Annotated in this window: 17 protein-coding genes and 1 tRNA gene; 12 read left to right on the top strand and 6 right to left on the bottom strand. The window is 62.1% G+C overall.

Annotated features, from left to right (window positions below; all coding sequences use genetic code 11):
- Positions 1–58 precede the first annotated feature (58 nt).
- The 4 genes from EN851_RS05195 to mgtE all read left to right on the top strand — a co-directional run bounded on the left by EN851_RS05195 (position 59) and on the right by mgtE (position 6593).
- Complete coding sequence (locus EN851_RS05195) at positions 59–1879, top strand: extracellular solute-binding protein (RefSeq protein WP_135928706.1); 1821 nt, start codon at positions 59–61, stop codon at positions 1877–1879.
- A gap of 16 nt (positions 1880–1895) precedes the next feature.
- Entirely contained in the window at positions 1896–2576 is a 681-nt protein-coding gene (locus EN851_RS05190; RefSeq protein WP_127278994.1) for a DsbA family protein, read from the top strand.
- A gap of 489 nt (positions 2577–3065) precedes the next feature.
- Positions 3066–4958 carry an ABC transporter ATP-binding protein/permease gene (locus tag EN851_RS05185; protein WP_189521765.1) on the top strand — a complete coding sequence of 631 codons (1893 nt, stop codon included), beginning with the start codon at positions 3066–3068 and terminating at the stop codon, positions 4956–4958.
- 270 nt (positions 4959–5228) lie between these two features.
- Entirely contained in the window at positions 5229–6593 is a 1365-nt protein-coding gene (mgtE, locus tag EN851_RS05180; RefSeq protein ID WP_135928704.1) for a magnesium transporter, read from the top strand.
- A 56-nt stretch (positions 6594–6649) separates the two neighbouring features.
- Here the strand turns inward: mgtE and gor are convergent, their stop codons facing one another.
- The 3 genes from gor to rpiA form a co-directional block, all read right to left on the bottom strand.
- A complete protein-coding gene (gene gor / locus EN851_RS05175; protein WP_135928703.1) occupies positions 6650–8041 on the bottom strand; it encodes a glutathione-disulfide reductase in 1392 nt (463 codons plus the stop codon).
- Positions 8042–8160: 119 nt separating this feature from the next.
- Positions 8161–8787, bottom strand: coding sequence for a DUF2059 domain-containing protein (locus EN851_RS05170; protein ID WP_135864805.1), 627 nt, complete (start codon positions 8785–8787; stop codon positions 8161–8163).
- Positions 8774–9505 carry a ribose-5-phosphate isomerase RpiA gene (gene rpiA / locus EN851_RS05165; RefSeq protein ID WP_135918497.1) on the bottom strand — a complete coding sequence of 244 codons (732 nt, stop codon included), beginning with the start codon at positions 9503–9505 and terminating at the stop codon, positions 8774–8776. The genes EN851_RS05170 and rpiA overlap by 14 nt, the downstream gene beginning before the upstream one ends.
- A gap of 248 nt (positions 9506–9753) precedes the next feature.
- Here rpiA and EN851_RS05160 point away from each other — a divergent pair, with 248 nt between their 5' ends.
- The 5 genes from EN851_RS05160 (at position 9754) to EN851_RS05140 (ending at position 12636) form a co-directional block, all read left to right on the top strand.
- Positions 9754–10437, top strand: a complete 684-nt coding sequence (locus tag EN851_RS05160; RefSeq protein ID WP_127280103.1) for a phosphoglycolate phosphatase — start codon at positions 9754–9756, stop codon at positions 10435–10437.
- 137 nt (positions 10438–10574) lie between these two features.
- Positions 10575–10649, top strand: a tRNA-Val gene (locus EN851_RS05155).
- A 272-nt stretch (positions 10650–10921) separates the two neighbouring features.
- Positions 10922–11179, top strand: coding sequence for a PepSY domain-containing protein (locus tag EN851_RS05150; RefSeq protein ID WP_127280102.1), 258 nt, complete (start codon positions 10922–10924; stop codon positions 11177–11179).
- Between the two features lie 121 nt (positions 11180–11300).
- Positions 11301–12044: a lysozyme inhibitor LprI family protein gene (locus EN851_RS05145; RefSeq protein ID WP_135928702.1), complete on the top strand. Its 744-nt coding sequence runs from the start codon at positions 11301–11303 to the stop codon at positions 12042–12044.
- A 115-nt stretch (positions 12045–12159) separates the two neighbouring features.
- Positions 12160–12636, top strand: a complete 477-nt coding sequence (locus EN851_RS05140) for a hypothetical protein (RefSeq protein WP_135864800.1) — start codon at positions 12160–12162, stop codon at positions 12634–12636.
- Between the two features lie 3 nt (positions 12637–12639).
- Here the strand turns inward: EN851_RS05140 and EN851_RS05135 are convergent, their stop codons facing one another.
- Together EN851_RS05135 and EN851_RS05130 are read right to left on the bottom strand one after the other, a co-directional pair.
- Positions 12640–14526, bottom strand: coding sequence for a murein L,D-transpeptidase (locus EN851_RS05135; protein WP_127872444.1), 1887 nt, complete (start codon positions 14524–14526; stop codon positions 12640–12642).
- Positions 14527–14737: 211 nt separating this feature from the next.
- Positions 14738–15484 (bottom strand): 3-oxoacyl-ACP reductase family protein, encoded by a 747-nt coding sequence (locus EN851_RS05130; RefSeq protein WP_135928701.1) that lies wholly within the window; start codon positions 15482–15484, stop codon positions 14738–14740.
- Positions 15485–15584: 100 nt separating this feature from the next.
- Between EN851_RS05130 and EN851_RS05125 the strand changes: the two genes are divergently transcribed.
- Both EN851_RS05125 and EN851_RS05120 read left to right on the top strand, forming a co-directional pair.
- The gene (locus EN851_RS05125) at positions 15585–16199 is read left to right on the top strand and encodes a TetR/AcrR family transcriptional regulator (protein WP_135864798.1); all 615 of its coding nucleotides are present in this window, start codon (positions 15585–15587) and stop codon (positions 16197–16199) included.
- Positions 16200–16262: 63 nt separating this feature from the next.
- Positions 16263–16661 carry a rhodanese-like domain-containing protein gene (locus tag EN851_RS05120; protein ID WP_127279940.1) on the top strand — a complete coding sequence of 133 codons (399 nt, stop codon included), beginning with the start codon at positions 16263–16265 and terminating at the stop codon, positions 16659–16661.
- Between the two features lie 7 nt (positions 16662–16668).
- Here the strand turns inward: EN851_RS05120 and EN851_RS05115 are convergent, their stop codons facing one another.
- Entirely contained in the window at positions 16669–17580 is a 912-nt protein-coding gene (locus tag EN851_RS05115; protein ID WP_135928700.1) for an alpha/beta fold hydrolase, read from the bottom strand.
- A gap of 47 nt (positions 17581–17627) precedes the next feature.
- Between EN851_RS05115 and EN851_RS05110 the strand changes: the two genes are divergently transcribed.
- Positions 17628–18080 (top strand): MarR family transcriptional regulator, encoded by a 453-nt coding sequence (locus EN851_RS05110; RefSeq protein ID WP_135928699.1) that lies wholly within the window; start codon positions 17628–17630, stop codon positions 18078–18080.
- The last annotated feature ends 6 nt before the right edge of the window (positions 18081–18086 follow it).

Here is an 18086-nt window from a genome sequence, read left to right as displayed (position 1 = left end):
GTTGCCCCATGCTAGGGTGCGGACCGAATCATCAAGCCGACCTGTTAAGGAGACGGTCATGGGCCGCGTTCTTGTTTGGCTGGTCACCGCACTATCGTTTTTCACCCTGTCGTCGCCACCGGCGTTGTCGGAGCCGAAATACGCGATTGCGATGCAGGGCGAACCGGTCCTGCCGCCGGACTACACCCATTTCAGCTACGTCAATCCCGACGCGCCGAAGGGTGGCAGCATCACCTATTGCGTCGTCGGCAGCTTCGACAATCTCAACCCCTTCATCCTCAAAAGCCTGCGCACGACGGCGCGCGGCATGATGGACACGATCTTCGGCAATCTGGTGTTCGAGCCGCTGATGCAGCGCAGTGCCGATGAGGCTTTTACTCTCTACGGACTTCTGGCTGACACCGCCGACATGGATCCCGAGCGCAGGAGCATCGAGTTCCATCTCGACCCAAATGCCAAATGGTCGGATGGTCAACCGGTGACGCCGGAAGACGTGCTGTTCACTTACGATGCCTATACGCAGAAAGGCCGGCCACCCTACAGCGACCGCATGGCCAGGATCGCCAAGCTCGAAAAGACCGGCGACCATAGCGTGCGCTTCACCTTCAACGACAAGGCCGATCGTGAGTTTCCCCTGATCATCGCGCTGACGCCGATCATCCCCAAGCACGCTTTCGACATCGATACTTTCGACAAGACGACACTGAAGCCGTTGATCGGCAGCGGTCCCTACAGGATCGCACAGGTGACGCCCGGCCAGCGCATCGTCTTCAAGCGCAACCCCGACTACTGGGGCAAGGACGTTCCCGCCAAGCGCGGTTTCGACAACTACGACCAGATCACCATCGAGTATTTTCTCAACGCCAACGCCAAGCTCGAAGCCTTCAAGAAGGGGCTTTGCGCCATCGACGACGACGGCGACCCGGTGAAACGCGAGCGCGATCTCGACTTTCCCGCCTTCCATAGAGGCGACGTGATCTCTGAAACCTTCGACACCGGCATCCCGCCCGTCGTGACCGGGTTCCTGTTCAACACGAGACTGCCGAAATTTTCCAACCCGGTGGTTCGGCGCGCACTCGGCATGCTCTATGATTTCGAATGGGCCAACAAGAATTTGTTCGGCGGCAAGTACACCCGCACGATGAGCTATTGGCAGAATTCCGAGCTTTCAGCGCTCGGCCATCCGGCTGACGACAGGGAAAAGGCGCTTCTGGCCCCCTACCCCGGCCGCGTGCCGGCCGACGTCATGGACGGCACCTGGAAACCGCCGGTGACGGACGGTTCTGGCCAGGACCGCAAGGTGCTGAAGACCGCTTTCGATCTTCTGAAAAGCATCGGCTACCACGTGAATAATGGCACGATGCTCGATCCCGACGGCAAACCTTTCGGCTTCGAGATACTGACCGCATCGCAGGACGAAGAGCGCCTGGCCGGCATCTATCAGCGTACACTGGAGAAGATCGGCATCAACGTCAGCATACGCAGCCTGGACGGCGACCAGATCCAGTCGCGCAAGCAGCGTTTCGATTTCGAGGTGCTGATCGGCTCCAGCGGTTTCAACAACTCGTTGTCCCCCGGCATCGAGCAGATCGGGCGCTGGTCGTCCGCAGCGGCCAGGACCGAAGGATCGTTCAATCTCGCCGGCGTCGCCGATCCGGCGATCGATGCGGCCATCGACGCAATGCTGCGAGCCCGTTCGAAGGAGGATTATGTCGCCGCTGTCCGCGTGCTCGACCGGCTGCTGATCTCCGGCAATTACCTGGTGCCGATGCAGTACAACACGCAACAGTGGCTTGCTTACTGGAATTATCTGGAACATCCGCGAAAGACGCCCATATTCGGTTATCAGCTGCCGACCTGGTGGCGCAAACCGAACTGAAGATCCGGAGATAGAGATGAGCGAAGCGAACGCCATAACCGTCGATGTGGTGTCGGACGTCGTCTGCCCGTGGTGCTTCATCGGTCAGAAGCGGCTGGACAAGGCGGTGGCGGCTGCCGGTGATGTCGAAGTGCACATACGCTGGCGGCCGTTCCAGCTCGATCCGACCATTCCGCCGCAAGGCAAGGACCGCCAGGAATACATGCTGGCCAAGTTCGGCAGCGACGAGCGCATTCGCGAAATTCACGCCCGCATCGAACCGCTTGGCGAAGCCGAGGGCATTTCCTTTGCCTTCGATGCCATCAAGGTGGCGCCGAACACGCTCGATGCGCATCGGCTGATCCGCTGGGCCGGGGCCGCCGGCGAGGACGTCCAGAACCGGCTGGTGCGCCGCCTGTTCCAGTTGAATTTCGAGGAAGGCGCCAACATCGGCGACCACACCGTGCTGGTCGAAGCCGCCCGGGAGGCCGGCATGGATGCCTCTGTTGTTGAAACGCTGTTGCCGAGCGATGCCGATGTCGAAGCGGTTCGCACGGAAATCGCCACCGCGTCGCGCATGGGCATCACAGGCGTGCCGTGCTTCCTGATCGAGGGCAAATATGCCGTGATGGGCGCGCAGGACGCGGACACGCTGGCTGATGCGATCCGCCAGGTGGCGGCCGCCAAGGCGCGTGGCGAGTTGGAGAAGGCCGGCTGAGCCAGCCATCCCCGCGCCGATAGCAAGAGCAGGGTTGCGTGAGCAAACTGAGCTCCGACGCCATGAATCAGACATCAAGGACGGCGTGTTTCGGGAATTCTGGTCAGTTCCCGATAAGAAACTCGGCCGGCCCAAACGATTTTTGAGTCACAAAACCGTGTCCGGATCTTCCCTTGGGGAAGATTTGTCGCGGCAATTTATGCAGAGTCTAAAAGACTGAAATAAATAGAGATTTTCTAGTTATTGCCAGGCGTTCGGATGGCGATCCAGCCATCACTATGTTGCCTCAGGGCAACGGCTGCGGACGCAATCTCGCATGCCCGCTTTAAAAATTAATGGAAAATGATCAATTGGTGTTACCATCCGTAACAAAACAAAGAAGGTTTGGGCGGGATCGTGATTCGGATCGGCAGACGATCGCAAGAGTCAGTACCGGATGGACTACAAGGCGGTGCCTCAGGGCGGTCGCATCTGACGCCGGTATCCTCGATGCGCAATTTTTGGGGCCTCGTGCGAGCCTACTGGGTCTCGGACCGCTGGAAGGAAGCCTGGACGCTGACGCTGGTGATCGCGTTGCTCACCGCGCTGTCCAGCAAGGCCAGCGTGTGGTTCGCCATGGCTTCGGGCGAATTGGTGAATTCGATCGCCTTCCTGCACGATGCCGCCAACACTCGCCCGCTGGAGACAATCCTGACCAACGCCGGGGTGCTGGTGCTGCTGGTCCTGCTCAAGGATGCCGGCTTCACCGGTATACGCAATCTCGTCTCGGCAACCTTGCACCGCAAATGGCGTGGCTGGCTGAACGACCAATTCAACCAGGCCTTGCTCGACGGCAACCATACCCATTTCCATGCTCAACATGGTTCCGCGGACGGCGGCATCGTTGCGCCCGACAACGTTGACCAGCGCATCCAGGAATCGATCAAGGACATGACCGGCGGTGCGATCGGCCTCGCCATGGGCGTGCTGGGGCTGGCGACCTCGCTCTACTTTATCGGCCAGAACCTGTTGCAGTCGTCAGTTGAGGTCAAAGGTCTGGAGTTCCTTGGCAGCTATGGCAGCGCCGTTCTCGCCCTTCTTGCCGTTGCCACTTACGTGCCCCTAAACACCTGGATCGCCGTCAAGCTCGGCAGCCTGCTGGAACGTCTCAATATTCGCATGCAGAAGGCCGAGGGGAGCTATCGTAGCGAACTTACGACATTTCTGCGCCGCAGCTTCCATGTCGCCGCCTCACATGGCGAAGGCGTGCAGAAAGCGATGCACGACCGGCTCTATGTCGACATTGATCGTACCTGGGGACGGCTGAATGTCGTCAACACCAGCTATATGTCGTTCGAACTAATCTACAATTTCATCGGCGCCCGCATGGTAGCCTATGCTCCGGGCCTGGTGCCGTTCATCCACAGTCGCCTGGACTATAAAGGCTATATCACCGGCTCCGAAATGGTTGCCCAGCTCATCAGCCAGTGTTCGTGGTTCATCCATGTCATGCCCGCCATCGCCACGCTTCGCGCCAACAGCCAGCGTGTGACTGAGCTCGCCAACGCGATCGAGAATGTCCAGCACCCGCAGGAATTCTACAGCCAGAGCGGCCGTTCCGACTTCCACTACGCCAACCAGAATCCGGTTTTCGGCCTGACCATCCAGAAGCTGGAGTTGGCGCACCAGGGCGAGGACGCGACGCCATTCCTCAGTTCCGCCAACTTGCGCTTCCGGCGCGGCGAATGGACCTTCCTGAAAGGCGAATCCGGTTGCGGCAAGACCTCGCTGATCAAGGCGATCAACGGCTTGTGGCCCTACGGCCGCGGCACCATCGTCTTCCCCGAGGGCGTGAAGAGTTTTTATGCCGCCCAGGAGGTCAAGCTGCCGCAGGTGTCGCTGAAACAGCTGGTCTGCCTGCCCGGCTCCGAGCGCGACCATGGCGATGCCCAGGTTGCGTCCGCGCTGCACAAGGCTGGCCTTGGCGATTTCATCGAACACATGGCCAATGAAAGCCGCGAGGGTAAAAGCTGGGATCAGGTTCTGTCGGGCGGCCAGAAGCAGAAGCTTGTGGTGGCTCGTATCTTACTGCAGCAGCCGGGGCTGCTGTTCCTCGACGAAGCGACCGGTGCTCTCGATCCTGACGGCAAGATTGCCTTCCACCAGGCCATCAAGGACAACTGCCCCGATGTGACGGTGATCAGTGTCATGCACGAAGCCGTGGCGCCGAGATCGGCTGCGGGGACCGAGTTCTACCACTCGATGGTCTTGATTGCCGACGGTGTCGCCACCAAGAAGCCGCTCGCCCCGAGCCTGCCCGTCGAACTCACCACGATCCTGGTCCAACCAAGGCCGGTCGAGGACAAATGGACGCGGTTCTCGCGCCGGCTGAAGCAGAAATAACGACGACGTAACGGGAACTTCCGCGTCAACCGGCGCGCCGTGATCACAGTCTCGCGATCAGGGCCGTTCGGGACTGTTTTCCCTCCTCACCGCGATTGACTCGGCAAGGCTCGCTCCTATGTTGCGCCGGCTTGCAGACAGTCAAAAGCGAACCCGCAAGCAGAAAGGTCACCGCGCCATGCCTGGCGATAGTCACAGTCGAACGCAACCGCCGTCCGCCTAGACGTGACCTGAATGGTTCACGTCCTGCCGGACGGCAAGGAGTGAACCATGAACGATTTTTTCCCCGTAGCGGACGATGAGGCCGTCGCCATCGCCCGCATCCTTGCCAACGACCATGTCGCCGACGTTGTCGAGGCGCTCAATCATGAGTCGCGCGAAACCGCGACGGAGCTGCTTTGCGCCGTGCCCTTCGAACGGCTGGTCGAGATTTTCGACCAGCCTGAGCTCGAAAGCGCGCCCGAATTGGCGGAGGCCCTGCCACGCCCCAAGGCGAGCAAGCTGCTCACCGCCATGTCCGTCGACCGCGCGGCCGACATTCTGCGCGAACTCGACGAGCCGGCACGCTCCGAACTGCTCGGCGCATTGGCCCCGCCACTGCGCGCGACCCTGCTTTCCATTCTGGGCTATCCCGAAGGCAGCGCCGCCTCGATCATGACGACGGAGTTCGTCAGCGTTCCCTCCGACTGGACCGTGGGGCGCACGCTCGATTACATCCGCAAGGTCGAGCGGACGCGCGAGACTATCTACGCAATCTACATCGTCGATCCGCAAACACACCTCCTGGTGCGGTCGACGGGCTTGCGGCGGCTCATCACCGGTGAGCCGGGCGACTCGATCCTGTCGGTTGCGCCCGACCGCATGCCGGTGACGGTCAGCCCGCTGACCGATCGCGAAAACCTGGCGCAGACGATCTCCAAATACGATCTGCTCGCCGTCCCGGTCGTCGACCACGGCAAGATCCTCGGCATCGTCACCATCGACGACATCATCGACACGATGATCGAGGAGACCACGGAGGACGTGCATCGGTTCGGCGGCATGGAGGCTCTGGACGAGCCGTATATGAAGATGAGCTTCCTCGCCATGATCAAGAAGCGTGGCGGCTGGCTTTGCGCGCTGTTCATCAGCGAGATGCTGACGGCCAATGCGATGCAAAGCTACGAGGGCGAGCTGGAGAAAGCGATCGTGTTGACGCTGTTCATCCCGCTGATCATGAGCTCCGGCGGCAATTCCGGCTCACAGGCTACCTCGTTGGTCATCCGGGCGCTGGCGTTGCGCGAGATCGGCCTTCGTGACTGGTGGCGGGTGGCGTTGCGCGAATTGCCCACCGGTCTCGTGCTCGGCGCCATGCTCGGCGTGGTCGGCGTCTGCCGGATCGCGCTCTGGCAATATATGGGCTTCTACGACTATGGCCCGCACTGGCCGCTGATTGCCGCAACGGTTGGTGCTGCACTGGTCGGCATCGTCACGTTCGGCTCGCTCTCGGGGTCGATGCTGCCTTTCGCCCTGAAACGGATCGGTTTCGACCCAGCCAGTGCGTCAGCGCCGTTCGTCGCCACGCTGGTCGATGTCACCGGACTGGTGATCTATTTCTCGGTGGCGCTCGTCATCCTGCGCGGCACGTTGCTATAGCGGTTTGACTGCCGCCGCCGGCCAGGGCTGGTGGCGGCGCGCCGGTAGGCGAGGCGTCAGATGCGCTCGCCGTCCTTCACCCGATAGGTCGGCTTGTACATGGTGACGAGCTCTTCTGCCGCGGTCGGATGCACGGCCATGGTGCGATCGAAATCGTCCTTGGTCAGCCCCGCCTTCAGTGGGATCCCGAGCAGCTGCGCCATTTCGCCGGCATCCGGCCCCAGTATGTGGGCGCCGAGAACCTTGCGCGAAGCGCCGTCGACGACCAGCTTGATCAGCATCTTTTCGTCACGGCCCGACAGCGTGTGCCGCATCGGCCGGAAACTGGCGCGGTAGATTTCGATATCGCCGAAGCGCTTGACGGCTTCGTCCTCTGACAAGCCGACCGTGCCGATTTCCGGCTGCGAGAAGACGGCAGTCGCGATCGTGTCGTGATCGGGCGCGGTCGGATTGTTCTTGAACGCCGTTTCGACGAAGCACATGGCTTCGTGAATCGCCACCGGCGTCAGCTGGACACGGTTGGTGACATCGCCGATCGCCCAGATATTGTCGATGTTGGTGCGGGAAAACCGGTCGACCTTGATCGCACCCGTCGCGGCGGTCATCTCGATGCCTACGCCTTCCAGGCCCATATTCTCGGTGTTGGGGATGCGGCCGATGGCCAGCATCACGTGGTCGACCGTTAGCACCTGCCCGCTCGTGAGCTGCGCGTCGAGCCGCCCGTCCGGCCGCTTGCTGACCGATTCGGAGACGGCATGGCAAAGGATTTTTATTCCCTTCTTTTCCATCGTCTCATGCAGCGTGCGCCGCAGGTCCATGTCGAAACGGCCAAGGATTTCCTTACCGCGATAGACCAGCGTGGTGTCTACGCCGAGGCCGTGAAAGATGTTGGCGAACTCGACCGCGATATAGCCCCCGCCCTCTATCATGATCGCCTTCGGCAGCTCCTTGAGATCGAAAGCCTCGTTGGAAAAGATACAGTGTTCGTGGCCGGGCAGTGCCGGATGGGCAGCCGGACGGCCGCCGGTGGCGATCAGGATCTGATCGGCGGTGACGGTGCGGTCCTCGCCCAGGAGATGGATCACGTGCGGGTCGACGATCATCGCCCGCGAATGAAAGGTCTCGCCACCCGAGCCCTCGACATTCCTCTTGTAGATCGCTTCCAGGCGGCTGATCTCGCGGTCCTTGTTGGCGACCAGCGTTTGCCAGTCGAAGCTGGCTTCCGGCACCGTCCAGCCATAGCCGGCGGCGTCGGCAAAATGCTCGGGAAACTGCGAGGCATAGACATAGAGTTTCTTCGGCACGCAGCCCCTGATGACGCAGGTGCCACCGAAACGGTATTCTTCGGCGATACCGACGCGTTTGCCGAGTGCTGCCGCGACCCGCGCCGCCCTCACCCCGCCGGAGCCGCCGCCGATGACGAAGAGGTCGTAGTCGTAACCGGCCATGAAGCGGCTCCTTGAACGTCGAAAATGTGAGTGACAGGTAGGCCGCAAACCATCAAAAGAAAAGCCCGGACAGGCCGGGCTTTACAGATGGCCGCAAGGGCCGCGTTTGAAATGCAGGATCAGTTCTGCGTGCCGTCGGCGGGAGCCGATCCGTCCGCGGGGGCGGCGCCATCCGCCGGGGCCGCATTGTCTGCCGGAGCGGCGCCATCGGCGGGCGCGGGCGTAGGCGCAGCCACCGCCTTCGCTTTTGCCGCCGCCGCCAGAGTTTCGCCGACCTGCTGGGCAAGATCGCGGGCTACGCCGTTCTGCCAGATGTCGGCGGCCTTGACGAGGTCACGCGTCACGGTCGGGCCGCTGTCGAGCAGCTTCTTGCCGGACTCGGAACTGTAGAAGGCCGCGATGTCGGTGAGCTCCTTTTCGGAAAACACCTTCGCATAGGCAAGAGCCGCTTCCTTCTCGAGGTCCGCGCGGCGCGAGGCCAGCGCCAGCGCCTTCTCGTTTATCGTCTTGCCGATCAGCTCCTGCATGTCAGGGTTCTTCTGGATGAGCTGCGATTCGAGCGCCGCGGCGGCCTGCGGCAGGATGTTGTCGAACGGGTCGGTCGCGTGGATCGCGGCGACCGCGGCGCGTGCGGCCTTCAGATGCGATTCCGTGACGTCCTGCGCGAAGACAGGCGAGGAGAACGCGAAGACAGCCGAAGCCGCCACGAGAACTGAAAGACGGCGAACCCGGTTATGCAACATCATGATCGGTAGAACTCCCTGGTTTTCGGGCGGCATGGACGGTTTGGATACCGTCGCCGCCGGCGATGATGGCCGCTGACGCCAGCCCGATGAAAAGACCATGCTCGACCACGCCAGGAATGGCGTGGAGAGCATTCGAAAGCGCTCTTGTATCCGGAATGCGGCCAAAAGATGCATCGAGGATAAAATGGCCGCCGTCTGTAACAAAAGGCTGGCCTCCCGTCATCCTCAATGTCACCGGACCGGAAAGGCCGAGATTTCGGGCCACCACGGCCACGGCGATCTCGGTCGAGCGCAGGCCGAACTGATTGACTTCGATGGGAAGAGGAAACCGGCCGAGCGTCTCGACCATCTTCGAACGGTCGGCGATGACGATCATGCGCTGCGAAGCCGCGGCCACGATCTTCTCACGCAGCAGCGCACCGCCGCCGCCCTTGATCAATGTCAGCTCACCGTCGACCTCGTCGGCGCCGTCGACGGTGAGATCGAGCTCGGGTGTTTCCTCCAGCGTCGACAGCGGCACACCGAGTTCGCGGCACAGCGCGGCGGTGCGTTCCGAGGTCGGCACGCCGATAATGGTCATGCCTGAGGCAACCTTGTCGGCGAGCAGCCGCACGAATTCCTCGGCAGTGGTGCCGGTGCCGATGCCGAGCCGCATGCCGTCGGTGACATGGGCAAGAGCCGCCCGCGCGGCCTCGACCTTCAATTGCCTCGCATCCATGCTGCTTGCTGCCCCGAAACCTGATGCACGTCGCCCAACAGTGACCTCGGTTTGGGAACGACATGCATGAAACAAAACCCAAGGCGTGTCGCATGGGTCCGTTTCGATGCGACGCGCTTTGGCGTTTGGGCTCCTAGCATTTTTGCTGGCCGGGTCAAAGCCCTTGGCGGCTGCGCCACCAGTTTGCTTGCCTTAAAGCGTCGCAGCCGCTATCGCCTGCCGATGCGCAAACCTGCTCAGGATGGATCATGAGTCGCCCGATCATCGTGTTCGACCTCGACGGAACGCTGATTGACACGGCGCCGGACTTGCTCGACAGCCTCAACCACAGCCTGGCGGCCAGCGAACTGGCGGCCGTCGACGAAGCCGGCTTCAAACGCTTCGTCGGCCATGGCGGCCGGGTGATGATCGAACGGGCGCATGCCGCGCAGCAACGATCCCTCAAGGTTGAGGAGCACGACCGGCTGCTGAAACTGTTCCTTGATCACTACACCGACAACATTCCGGGCAAATCCCGCCCCTACCCCGGCGTGATCGAGGCGATTGCCCGCTTTGAGAAGGCCGGCTATCTGCTGGCCATCTGCACCAATAAATACGAAGCCAATTCGCTGGCGCTGATCGAGGCGCTCGGCCTGACCAGGCATTTCGCGGCAATTGCCGGACAGGATACGTTCGCGTTTCGCAAACCCGATCCGCGCCACCTGATCGAAACCATCAAACTGGCCGGTGGCGATCCGCACCGCGCCTTGATGGTCGGCGATTCGCAAACCGATATCGACACTGCCAAGGCCGCCGGCATTCCTGTGGTCGCCGTCGATTTCGGCTACACCGATCGTCATGTGCGCGAGTTCGAGCCCTCGGCGGTGATATCGCATTTTGATGCATTGACGCTCGATCTGGCACAAGGGCTGATCGGCGCCGCCGCACACTGAGCGCCGGGGACGAAATCTCTCCGGAACGGGCCAGCCGGGACCGCAAATCCGATCTGTGTGAGAACACCAGACACTGCCTTGACTTAACCGGCCGGCCTCCCTTATATCGCGGCTCGCTTGGCCTTCGGGCAACGAGCGGGCGATTAGCTCAGCGGGAGAGCACACCCTTCACACGGGTGGGGTCGCAGGTTCAATCCCTGCATCGCCCACCATCCAACCTGAAGAAATCGTTGGATGTTCGGCCGCAATCAAATTCTCTTGAAAGCTTACTGGCGCGTAGGACAAGGCTTGCTGGCGCGTAAGCAAATGTAGGCCAGTGCAAAATCATGGTCGGAAACTCGACGTTCCAAGTCGTGCGAAAACACGACGGGTTTAGATGTCTTTCGTCGGCGCGGTCACGCTTCTTTTGGGCCAACAGTTGCCTGCCTCCGGAACCAACCAATACACCAGCGAGTTTCCCTCCGTCGAAACCTGAGGGAAAACCATGTCCAGATTTCTGCTGGCGACCAGCGTCGCCGTTCTTCTTACCAGCGGATCGGCCTTTGCCGCGGATGAAGCCCCCCTGCCGCCACCCAATGCCAAGAAGCTGTCGGAGATCATCGCGAAGGTCGAGCAACGCGACGGCTTTCGCTACGTGAAAGAAGTCGATTGGGACAAAGACGGCTACACCGTCACCTACTACACCTCGGACAAGGCAAAAGTCGAAATCGACTTCGATCCTGTGACGGCCGAACCAAAATAAGGTTCGCAGGGACCTCGTCGCCAATGCGCTGCCTCCGAGCATTCTCAGCGACGAAACGCGCGCCCACATTGTCCATCCTGGGGTATGTTATGCCTTGGACAAACCTGTTGGCTTGGGGGCTATGATGCGATGTTTCGCTGGAACCTATTTTCTGTCTGTACTCGCCATCATCCCAGCCGACGGCTTCCTTGCCGTTTCTCCCGCGCGAGCCGATGGCCAGTCCTTCGACTGCGCCAAGGCTGCAGTGCTCGCGGAAAAAGCGATCTGTGCCGACCCGCGGCTGTCGGCGATCGATCTGCTGGTTTCGAAGGCGTTGAAGGGATTCGAGCCGGCGTTCGGCGGCGACAAGCGCAGGATTGCCCGCGGGCTGATCGCCGACCGCAATGCCTGCGAGAGCGATACGGCCTGTATCGTCAGCGCCCTCAACAACGCCTTGCAGACCTATGGCAATGCGCCTTCCTGGATCCAGGACTACAACATCGCGCTGATTGGCAAGAAGGCGCTCGAAGCCGCCGGGCGAAACCCCGGGCACGTCGATCAGCCCCTACCTTCGGCTATCGGCCAATGCGCATCGACGCACATCAAGACGCTTAGCGCCCGGCTCGGCGACGATCCGCTGGAAACGGCCAGTCCCGAAGCGGGCAGCGCGACCACGTTCACCAATGGCGGCGGGGCTGTCTCCTATGATCACGAGGCCGGCTTGGCCGCCTCGAAGGTCGGAGAACCGGTCGTCATATGCCTGATCTCGATTCCCAGGGACTGCCCCAAGGACGACGACCGTGGCCGGGTCTATTATTCCGTCGACCTCGTCTCGAAAGGCTCCTGGGCTCTGCCGGATTCGCAGCATATGTGCGGCGGCGCCTGAACGGCGGGTTTCGTCCGTCCGCGTCGGGCCAAGACGCTGACAGTCTCTGTCTCCCCTTGCGTCAATTCGCCATTGATGGCTGATTGTGGAGTGACCGGGCTTCACGGGGGTGGGCATGTCGACTGCGAAGCACTTGATGAAGCGCGTCCTGATGATGCTCGCCGGCTATTTTGTCGCGATACTGGTTGGCCTGATCGCCGTGGTGGCGATCTATGCCGCGCTGAGCGCCCTGCCCAACGCGCCGGCCTATTTCGACCTCATGGGCGTCTCGCCGATCGCGGCCTTGGTGGTACCGCCGCTCGGCATGTTCATCTATTTCCTGACGGTTGTGGTGACGGCGCCGCAGACGCTGATCTTCGCGCTGATCGCCGAGTTCTTCTCCCTGCGCAACGCCCTGCTGCACATGTTCTTCGGCGCCGCGGCAGCGGCCGGCGGCTTCTTCCTGATCTGGCCGAGCGCGGCGGAGGACGTGGATCTGGAGCGCTGGGCCGACATCGGCATCATAGCCGCCGCTGGTCTTGTGGCCGGGCTGGTCTATTGGCTGATCGCCGGGCGCGACGCCGGTTTCCGGCGCCCGCTGTCGGAGCGTTGACTGTTAGCTCGACGGTGAGCGCACCGCCTCGGTCGCGTCCAGGGCCTGCTTCAGCCGCGAGTCGCGGTCATAGACGTCGCTGAAATACTCGACCTTGCCGGACATGTCGGGCCATGCCGTGAAATAGGCGACATAGACCGGGATCTTGCGCGTCACATCCTCGGTCGAGTGTCCGTGCTTCAGCTTCTCCGCGATATAATCGACAGAGGTGCCAAGCACCGCCGCTGCCATTCCTCGCGGATCCTGCAGGCGTACACAGCCATGGCTGAGCGCGCGCATGTCTTGCTTGAAGAATGATTTCTGGGGCGTGTCATGCATGTAGATCGCATGCTTGTTGGGGAACAGGATCTTCAATTCTCCCAGCGCATTGGCCTCGCTCGGCTGCTGGCGCACGCTGTAGGGAATGTTGGCGCCATAATCGCCCCAGTTGATCGCCGACGACGGAATGCGCTTGCCGCGTGAATCCGTCACCTCATAGCCGGCACGGTCGAGATAGCCGGGATCGCCACGCAATCTCGGCAGCATTTCGTTGACGATGATCGACTGCGGCACGCCCCAGTAGGGATGGAAATCGACCTGCTTGATCTGGTCGTAGAAGAAGGCCGTCTGGTTGGTGACACGGCCGACGACGGCGCGTGTCTTCAGCTTTTCCTGGCCGTCGTCAATGTAGCTTGCGGTGAAGGCGGGCTGGTTGATGAAAACACGCGGACTGCCGAGATCGGAAGGCAGCCAGCGCAGTTCCTCCAGCGCCACCTGAACCTTGAGCAGCCTGTCGGCCTTCGACGTCCCCGCCAGCAAGGCGACGGTGCGCGGTCCAATGACGCCGTCGCCCTTCATGCCCTCCTTCTGCTGCACCGCCTTGATCAGAGGGACCAGTTCGGGAACATAGACTTCGCTGGTTGCCAGCCGCGACAGAACCTCGCCATAGGTGCCGCCCATCTCGTCATCGAGATTGCGCGCGATCAGCGACAGGAGCTTCGGCAGTTCGGGGCTGGTTTCGCCCGGCTTCAGCAGCAGTTTCGGATCGACGACGATCTCGTTCTCGGCGCTCGCCTGCAGTGACTCCAGTTCGACGCGCAGCGCCTGGTATTCCGCATTCTGCGGATGGCGCGATTCGAGGTAGGTGCGAACTTCCTGTGTATGCGCCAGTGTTTTCAGCACGCCCACCATGTCGAGCGGCTTGGCCGGGAAATCGTAGTAGCCGGTCATGCGGTTGGGCTCGACACGGCCGCTCTGGGCGTCATGGGCGTAACGCAGGACACGCGCGGAAAGCGCCATCTCGAAACGGACGAGTTCCTTCAACTTGGCTGCGTCGTCCGCCGAGGTCGAACCGAGCGCTGGCACATCGACCGTGTAGTCGGCGGGCGTGAGGCCGTAGCTGGCAGCCTCGCCAAGCACCCGCACGGCATCTTGCGCACGGTTGTTGGGGCTTGTCCCGCCTACCCAAATGAAATCCGGGTTGGCAGAGTAGTAGGCGATCAGCGCCTTGGCGATGTCGGGCTCGGCATAGAGTTCGTAGTCGCTGAGGCCGGCAATGGCATCGTGGAAAGCAGCACCCGTGGCCGAGGGAACGAAAGCGGCATCTTGCGGCGCCGCCGGCTGCGGCGCGGTGGCCAGCGTCGAGAAGTCGACGCGCACCAGTCTGTCGGCCTTGTAAGTATAGTAGGACGGACTGCTGATCCTCGCACCGCCGCCGTCGCCACCGGCCGGCGCCTTCGGCTTGTGCTTTGGCGGAGGAGGCGGAAACTCGCCGTTCGGCTCATGCCTGATGCCGCCGCCGAACAGCATGTCGAAAAGCCCTTGGGCACCTGCCTGAGGCGTGCCGAAAGCCAGCGTCGCCGTAATCGCCACCAGCGGCATCACGGTTGCTTTTTTACCGAGGAAGTTCATGGATCACCCGCTCCGGCCGCAACCGGTTCCCGTTCCGCACGCTAGACCGTCCCGCTAACCGCATGGCGGATGTAAGGCGCGACTATACCGATTCATACCGATTTCGTTAAGCTTTCATAAATTTCGGCGGGCCTGTTGCAGAACGGTTTCACAAGATCGTGACGGCCGGGGCGACCTTTGGGTCGCCCCGGCCGCGGGGATCCCTGCGTCTTCAGGCGTTTGCGCCACCGTCGATGGTCAGCGCGGCTCCGGTGACGAAACGGCCCTCTGGACCTGCGAGCCAGGCAACCATGCCGGCGATGTCCTCCGCCTTGCCGAATCGCGGAGTTGCCATCTTCTTTCGCTGATGTTCGGCATGCGGGCCGTCGGCCGGGTTCATGTCGGTATCCGTCGAGCCGGGATGGACGACATTGGCGGTGATGCCGCGTGCCCCGAGGTCGCGGGCCAATGCCTTGGTCAGGCCGACCAGCGCCGCCTTGCTGGTCGAGTAGGCTCCCAGGTTGGTGTCGGTGACCCGTTCGGCCAGATTGCTGCCGATCGAGATGATCCTGCCGCCCTCGCCCATGTGTCTTGCCGCCGCTTTCGAGGCGATGAACGGCGCCCTCAGATTGACCGACATGGTTTCGTCGAAATCGGCAAGCGACAGCATATCGATGGGTGCGGCGCGCCAGATGCCGGCACTGTTGACCAGGATGTCGAGCCGGCCGAAGGCGGTCATCGCATCGGCAACCGCCTGGTCTATGGCTTCGGCGTCGCGGTTGTCGGCCTTGATCGCGATCGCGCGACCGCCCTTGGTCTCTATCTCGGCGACGACCGAGCGGGCCTGGTCCTCGCCATGCACATAGGTCAGCGCGACATCGGCCCCCTCCGCCGCGAGCCTTCGCGCGATTGCCGCGCCGATGCCGCGGCTGCCTCCGGTGACGAGTGCCGCCTTGCCGTTCAAATTCCTGGATGCCATCGGTTTCTCCATTTATGTAGTGATTGATACATAAATATCTGCCAGCCTTGCCTGATTGCGTCAACTCATTTATGTATCGATCAACACAGAAATGAACGTCATGTCGGAAAGAGGCCGTCCCCGCACCTTCGATCGAAACGCGGCCCTGCGGCGCGCGATGGATGTGTTCTGGGCCAAGGGCTATGAAGGCGCGTCGATCAGCGACCTCGCGGCGGCGATGGGCATCAATTCGCCGAGCCTCTATGCCGCCTACGGCAGCAAGGAAGCCTTGTTCCTCGAGGCGACGGATCTCTATTCCCGCGTGGAAGGTGCCGATATCTGGCTCGCGCTCGAAGAGGCGCCAACGGCGCGCCTTGCGATCGAGCGGTTCCTGCGTCGGACCGCAAAGGCCTATTCGCAGACCGATCGCCCGCAGGGCTGCCTGATCGCGCTGGGTGCGCTGCACGAAGATTCGAGCCGGGGCGCGATCTGCGCGGATTTGCGGCGCCGCCGCGCCGAGAATCTAACCGCCCTGAAGAAGCGTCTCGAGCGCGGCGTGGCCGAGGGTGAACTGCCTGCCGACTTCAATTGCCGTGCCGCCGCGACCTTTTTTGCAACGGTCCAGCACGGCATGTCGATCCAGGCGCGCGACGGTGCTTCCCGTGCCGCCCTGCTGGCGACGGTGGCCGGGGCAATGGCCGCCTGGAAGACCATGGCCGACACCGCCGAGGCGTGACAAACACCGTTCGTTGTGCTCGAAATTCGACTTGCCAGCAAACCTGCGGCCGGGAGGGACGACGTGAAAAAAGGGTATCGCGAACTGCTGGATGAGGCCAACGCCGAGATCGAAGTGGTTTCGCCCGAGGAAGCGGCAGGACTGCTTGAAGACGAAAGCACCATTTTCGTCGATCTTCGCGACCCTCGAGAGATCGAGCGTGACGGCAGAATACCCGGCGCCCAGCATGTCACCCGTGGCATGCTGGAGTTCTGGATCGATCCCGAAAGCCCCTACCACAAGCCCTTCTTCGCTTCCGGAAAAAGCTTCGTCTTCTTCTGCGCCGGCGGCTGGCGTTCGGCGCTGGCCACCAAGACGGCGCAAGACATGGGGCTTTCGCCGGTCAAGCATATTCTCGGCGGCTACACGGCTTGGAAGGCAGCCGGATTGCCCGTCGAGCCGGGTGAAAAGAAGAAAGCCTGAACGCCGCTCAGTGGACCAGCGACGCCCCGCGCTGCGTGGTCACGAAGCCGACGGCGCGTTCAACCACGCCCTTGTCGGCCAGAATGCGGCGATGGCCAAGCCCATCGGCCCAGTGAAGTCGCACATGGTCGCCTGCGCCGGCATAGCGTCGTGCGTGTTCAGCCGGCACTTCACGGTCATCGGGGGCATGAATGACCAGCGTCGGCACGGGCGCCTGGGCGAGCTGGCGGTCACCGGTGAATTCATGCAGTGGCCGGCCGGAGAGATATTCGACACGGTCCGCCATGGCGACCTGCGAGCGGGGACCGACATTGAGCATGCGGCTGAAGTCGGCGAAGATCGCCGGCAGCGAGCTTGGTGCCGCGATCAGCACGAGGCGTGCGGCCGCCAGCGGCGGGATGTCCTTGACGGAACCGGCGATGGCATTGGCGGCGACGGCGCCGCCGAAGGAATGGCCGACGGCGGCCACGAACGGCCCGAACCATTCGCCGGCCACTCTTGCGGCTTCGACAGCGTTGACCATGTTCAGGTGCCTGCCCTGCGAATGGCCGTGACCGGGAAGGTCGAGCGAGACGACCCTATAGCCGGCAGCGCGAAAACCTTCGATCAGGGCGCGCATGTATTCGGTACGCGAGCGCCAGCCATGGATGACGAGGACGGTGCCGGCAGGCTCGCGGCCCGGCTCGGGACGAAATTCATGCACCATGACGCAGCCGGTCGCGGTTTTCAGCCGGTGATGCCGCGCCTCAGCCATGAACTCCGCGGCGCGGTCGATGGCGCGGCGCTCGCCGTCGGTCAATGTCCTGGTGCTCGGCGTACGGCAGAACAATTCGAAAGCCGCGCGTCCGGTGATGCGCGGCGCGACATGTTCGGCCGCTCCAAACACACCTCGGATGACCTTCAGCCCGAATGATGCCATAGTCAGAATCCATCCATACGTTCAAGCATGAACATAATAGTTCAAAGATGAACAATAAACAAGAGCTACCCTGGGACAACCCGCGTTTTCGCAACTGGGTCGCGGTGGCGCGCGCGTGCCATGTGCTGGAGCGCACGCTGGCGGTGAAACTCGCGCCGCTCGACCTGAAGCCGGCGCAGCTCGACGTGCTGATGAACCTCTATCGCCATCCAGGCATGTCGCAGCACGACCTTGCACGCAAGCTGCTCGTCGGCCGCTCCAACATCACCATGCTGTTGCCGCAGCTCGAGACGCGTGGCCTGCTGCGGCGGGAAGGCGATGAGAAGGACAAGCGCATCTTGCGGCTTACGCTGACCGAAGGCGGCGAGGCGCTGCTGATGCAGGCGCTGAAAGTGCATATGGCGCTGATCGAGAAGGCGATGAGCCAGTCGACGCCGGAACAATGCGACATGATCGGCGAGCAGATGCGCAAGATCTATGACGTGCTGAACGAGGCGTGATCGGCC

Origin of the sequence: Mesorhizobium sp. M8A.F.Ca.ET.208.01.1.1 (assembly GCF_004791315.1) — a bacterium.
GTDB lineage: Bacteria > Pseudomonadota > Alphaproteobacteria > Rhizobiales > Rhizobiaceae > Mesorhizobium.
The sequence above is the reverse complement of the archived record's forward strand: the minus strand, read 5'-3'. Positions and strand labels throughout refer to the sequence as shown.

Coding starts and splice junctions, on each gene's coding strand:
- EN851_RS05195 (WP_135928706.1), top strand. CDS start 59: ATGGGCCGCGTTCTTGTTTGGCTGGTCACCGCACTATCGTTTTTCACC.
- EN851_RS05190 (WP_127278994.1), top strand. CDS start 1,896: ATGAGCGAAGCGAACGCCATAACCGTCGATGTGGTGTCGGACGTCGTC.
- EN851_RS05185 (WP_189521765.1), top strand. CDS start 3,066: ATGCGCAATTTTTGGGGCCTCGTGCGAGCCTACTGGGTCTCGGACCGC.
- mgtE (WP_135928704.1), top strand. CDS start 5,229: ATGAACGATTTTTTCCCCGTAGCGGACGATGAGGCCGTCGCCATCGCC.
- gor (WP_135928703.1), bottom strand. CDS start 8,041: ATGGCCGGTTACGACTACGACCTCTTCGTCATCGGCGGCGGCTCCGGC.
- EN851_RS05170 (WP_135864805.1), bottom strand. CDS start 8,787: ATGATGTTGCATAACCGGGTTCGCCGTCTTTCAGTTCTCGTGGCGGCT.
- rpiA (WP_135918497.1), bottom strand. CDS start 9,505: ATGGATGCGAGGCAATTGAAGGTCGAGGCCGCGCGGGCGGCTCTTGCC.
- EN851_RS05160 (WP_127280103.1), top strand. CDS start 9,754: ATGAGTCGCCCGATCATCGTGTTCGACCTCGACGGAACGCTGATTGAC.
- EN851_RS05150 (WP_127280102.1), top strand. CDS start 10,922: ATGTCCAGATTTCTGCTGGCGACCAGCGTCGCCGTTCTTCTTACCAGC.
- EN851_RS05145 (WP_135928702.1), top strand. CDS start 11,301: ATGATGCGATGTTTCGCTGGAACCTATTTTCTGTCTGTACTCGCCATC.
- EN851_RS05140 (WP_135864800.1), top strand. CDS start 12,160: ATGTCGACTGCGAAGCACTTGATGAAGCGCGTCCTGATGATGCTCGCC.
- EN851_RS05135 (WP_127872444.1), bottom strand. CDS start 14,526: ATGAACTTCCTCGGTAAAAAAGCAACCGTGATGCCGCTGGTGGCGATT.
- EN851_RS05130 (WP_135928701.1), bottom strand. CDS start 15,484: ATGGCATCCAGGAATTTGAACGGCAAGGCGGCACTCGTCACCGGAGGC.
- EN851_RS05125 (WP_135864798.1), top strand. CDS start 15,585: ATGTCGGAAAGAGGCCGTCCCCGCACCTTCGATCGAAACGCGGCCCTG.
- EN851_RS05115 (WP_135928700.1), bottom strand. CDS start 17,580: ATGGCATCATTCGGGCTGAAGGTCATCCGAGGTGTGTTTGGAGCGGCC.
- EN851_RS05110 (WP_135928699.1), top strand. CDS start 17,628: ATGAACAATAAACAAGAGCTACCCTGGGACAACCCGCGTTTTCGCAAC.